Annotated in this window: 2 protein-coding genes; both read right to left on the reverse strand. The window is 72.4% G+C overall.

The window, feature by feature from the left end:
- On the reverse strand, positions 1–2,291 hold a 2,291-nt coding region (locus tag AB0M27_RS46860; RefSeq protein WP_365732316.1), incomplete at its 3' end, for a type I polyketide synthase.
- A 29-nt stretch (positions 2,292–2,320) separates the two neighbouring features.
- Positions 2,321–4,486: SDR family NAD(P)-dependent oxidoreductase (locus tag AB0M27_RS46865; RefSeq protein WP_365732317.1), on the reverse strand; the 2,166-nt coding region annotated here is incomplete at its 5' end.

Here is a 4,486-nt window from a genome sequence, read left to right on the forward strand (position 1 = left end):
ACCGACAACCTCGTCGCCCTTATCCCCTGCTCCTCGGCGCGCGACGCCACCGTCTCCAGATCCTCCACCGCTGCGGAAACCACGACCGCGGCCGGTGCGTTGACGGCGGCGACGTCCACCGGCAGACCGGCGATCAGTTCCTCGGTCTGCTCGGGGCTGGCGGCCAGGGCGAGCATGCCCCCGCCTGCGGGCAGGGCCTGCATCAACGCCCCCCGCGCCGCCACCAAACGCGCCGCATCCTCCAACGACAACACCCCAGCCGCATACGCGGCGGAGATCTCACCGATGGAATGCCCCAGCAGCACATCCGCTGGGATGTCCCAGTGCCGCAGTACGGCCACCAGAGCCGCCTGCACGGCGAACAGACCGGCCTGGGTGAACACGGTGGCATCCACCAGCGAGGCATCCTCGCCCCAGACCACCTCACGCAGCGGCCGCTCCAGATGCACATCCAACGCCGCGCACGCCCGGTCGAACGCCTCGGCGAACACCGGGTTGGCGTCATACAGCTCCCGGCCCATCCCCAGCCACTGCGAGCCCTGACCCGTGAACAACCACCCCGTCCGACCCGACCCCACCCGGCCGACAACGGCACCCGTCCCGTCCGACGCAAAGGACGCCAGGGACCCGATCGCCTCCTCACGGGATGCAGCCACCACCACAGCCCGGTGCTCAAGCCCAGCCCGGCCATGCACCAACGCCGAAGCCACCTCAGCGACTTCAACGTCCTCCCGCCCCGACCACCAATCCGCAAGCCGCCCGGCCGACTCGCTCAAGGCCTCAGGGCTACGCGCGGACAACGCCACCGCCACCGGACCCACCACCGGCTCCGAGGCGACAACCTCCTCCGCCTCCGCAGCCTGCTCCACGATCACATGCGCATTGGTCCCGGAGATCCCGAACGAGGACACCGCAGCCCTGCGCGGCCGGTCCCCCACCCCCGGCCACTCCCGCGCCTCGGTCAGCAACTCCACCGCACCCGCCGACCAGTCAACTTGCGACGACGGCGCATCCACATGCAGCGTCCTGGGCATCACCCCATGCCGCATCGCCTCCACCAACTTGATCACACCAGCCACACCCGCAGCCGCCTGCGCATGACCCAAATTGGACTTCAACGAGCCTAGATAAAGGGGCGCCCGGCCCTCCCGGTCCTGCCCATACGTCGCCAGCAACGCCTGAGCCTCAATCGGATCCCCCAGCCGCGTCCCCGTCCCATGCCCCTCCACCAGATCCACATCCGCCGCCGACAGACCACCGTTCGCCAGCGCAGCCCGGATCACCCGCTGCTGCGCCGACCCGTTCGGCGCCGTCAGACCATTGGACGCACCGTCCTGGTTCACCGCCGAACCCCGCACCACCGCCAACACCGGATGCCCCAACCGACGCGCATCCGACAACCGCTCGACCAGCAGCAGACCCACACCCTCGGACCAGGCCGTACCGTCGGCGGCCTCGGCGAAGGACTTGCAGCGGCCGTCGGCCGCCAGCCCGCCCTGCTTGCTGAAGCCCACGAAGGCGCCCTCCGTGGACATGATCATGACGCCACCGGCGAGGGCCAGCGTGCACTCACCGGAGCGCAGGGCCTGCGCGGCCAGGTGGAGGGCGACCAGGGACGACGAGCACGCCGTGTCCACCGTCAGGGTCGGGCCCTCGAAGCCGAAGGTGTAGGCGACGCGGCCGGCGAGGACGGACGCGGCGGTCGACGTCGTCTGGTACGTCTGGGCCAGCTCGGGGGCGCCTTCGAGCAGGTAGCCGTAGTCCTGGAGGCCGGAGCCGATGAAGGTGCCGACTCGTTTGCCCTTCAGGGTGTGAGCGTTGATCCCGGCGCGTTCGAAGGCCTCCCAGGCCGTCTCCAGGACCAGTCGCTGCTGCGGGTCCATCGCGACGGCCTCGCGCGGCGAGATGTCGAAGAAGCCGGGTTCGAAGAGGGCGGCGTCGGTGACGAACCCACCGCGGGTGACGTAGCTCGTCCCAGTGCTCGCCGCCGGTTCGGCCGTTTCCGCCGGCTCATCGGTCTCCGCGTCCGCCACCGCGGTGTCGGCCGGGTCCGCGAGGGGCACCTGCCAGCCGCGGTCGGACGGGAATTCGGAGGTCGCGTCGACACCGTCGCGCACCAGCCGCCACAGGTCCTCGGGCGAGCGCACCCCGCCCGGGTAGCGGCAGGCCATCGCCACGATGGCGATGGGCTCCTGGTCCCGGGACTCGGCCTCGGCCAGGCGCTGCCGGGTCCGGGCGAGGTCGGCCGTGACCCGCTTGAGGTAGTCGAGGAGCTTGTCGTCAGTGGACATCGGTTCCGCCGCTTCCTTCAGGCTTCAGGTCAGTTGCTCGCGCCCAGACCGAGCTCGCTGTCGATGTAGTCGAAGACGTCGTCCGCACTGGCGGACTCCAGGCGGTCGGCGAGTGCGCCGTCTTCAGAGGGGCTGTCGAGTCGTGCGAGAACGGACCGCAGCCGAGTCACCGCCCCGGAGGTCGCCAGGTCGTCCGGTGAGATCGCCTCGATCGCCCGTTCCAGGCCGACCAGGTGCTCGTCGAGCAGCGCGACGGCCTGTTCGGCCGGATCGGGACAGAGCAGTCCGCGCAGGTGCTCGGCCAGGGCGGCGGGGCTGGCGAAGTCAAAGGCGAGGGTGCTGGGCAGCGCCAGGCCGGTGGCCCGGCTCAGGCCGCCACGGAGTTCGACGGCGGCGACCGAGTCGAAGCCGAGGTCGGTGAAGGGACGTTCGAGGTTGAGCGTGGTGGAGTCGGAGTACGCGAGGACGGCGGCCACCTGGGTGCGCACGACGTCCAGAACGGCGTTCAGCTGACCAGCGGGCGGCAAGGCGGCGAGCCTGCCGACCAGTTCGGGGGCGCCACCCTGCTCGGGGGCCGGTCCGCCCAGCGCGTCGGCGACCTCGGGCAGAGCGTCGAGCAGCGGGCGCGGGCGGGACAGCGTGAAGGTCGGTGCGAACCGGGCCCAGTCGAAGTCGGCCACCACCTGGTGGGCGGGGGCCGCGGCGCCGGCGTGGCGCAGTGCCCGCAGGGCCGTGGCGGTGGCCATCGGCGGCGCGCCGATGCGGCGCATGTACTCCTCGGCCTCGGCGTCGAGCATGCCGGTGTCGAGCGGTCCCCAGGCCAGGGCGGTGGCCGGCCGACCGCGGCGCCGCCGGTCCTGGACGAAGCCGTCCAGGAAGGCGTTTCCGGTGCTGTATGCGGTCTGGTTGACGCTTCCCCACACCGCGGCACCGGAGGAGAAGACGACGAACGCGTCCAGCGGCCGGTCCCCCAGCGCCTCGTCCAAGGCCAGCGCGCCGGCCACCTTGGCGCGGATCACGTCGACGAACTCCTCGGCGTCCAGCTCCGTCAGCGGCGCCAGGCGCTGCGATTGTCCGGCCGCGTGGACCACCGCAGTGAGGGGCAGGTCGCCGGGAAGGCCGTCGATCAGCCGCCGCAGGGCGTCGGTGTCGGCGGCGTCGCAGGCGGCCAGGGTGACGGGCGTACCGGCGGCGGTGAGTTCGTCGGCGAGCGCGGCGGCCCCGGGCGAGGCTCCGCCGCGGCGGCTGGCCAGCACGATGTGCTCGGCACCGTTCGCGGCGAGCCATCGGGCGACCTCGCCGCCGACGCCACCGGTGCCGCCTGTGACCAGGACGGTGCCGTGCGGCCGCCAGGCCGACGTGATCGGGTCCGCGACACGGGCGTGCCGCAGCCTGCGCCCGTAGACCTTCCCCTCGCGCACGGCGACCTGGTCCTCGCCGCCGTCGGAGAGTACGCGGCACAGCGCGCCGACCTCGGCGTCCGCGGACGCGGTGGGCAGGTCGACGATTCCGCCCCAGATGTCGGGGTGGTCGAGGGCGGTGCCGACGGCCACGCCCCACAGCGCCGCCTGGTCCACCGCCGTGATCTCCTCCGGGCCCGAGACCGCGACGGCCCCCGTCGTCAGGCACCACAGTCGAGTCGTGAGCCCGGTGTCCACGACGGCCTGCACCGCGGCAACGGTGGCCAGCAGGCCGTGCGAGGCCGCGGCGGAGTCCCCGGCACGCCGCTCACCGCCGAGCAGCGAGAGGATCCCCGTGGGTGTTCCCCGCTCGGCCGCCTGGGCACGCAACAGCCCGGCGATCTCGTCACGGTCCGCCGACGGTACGTCGATGACGGTCAGCCGGGCCGCGCGGCGCGCCATGCCGTTGAACACACGGCAGCCGACCGTGTCGTCACTCCCCGCCGGTACGAGCAGCCACCACTCACCGCCCAGCTCCGAAGTGCCCTTCGGGGCCAGCTCCTCCCAGCCCACCTCGTAACGCCACCCGTCGAGGAGCTGCCGCTCACGCTCGTCCGGGTGCTGAGCGGACACCGGGGCGTCGGCCCAGTAGCGGTGGCGTTGGAAGGGGTAGGTGGGCAGGTCGAGGTGACGGGTGGGGGCGGGCAGGTGCCAGTCCACCGGAACGCCGGTGGTGTGGAGGGTGGCCGCCGCCGTGAGCAATGTGGTGGCGGCGGTTTCGTCCTGCGGCTTACG

It is taken from the genome of Streptomyces sp. NPDC052107 (assembly GCF_040680215.1).
GTDB lineage: Bacteria > Actinomycetota > Actinomycetes > Streptomycetales > Streptomycetaceae > Streptomyces.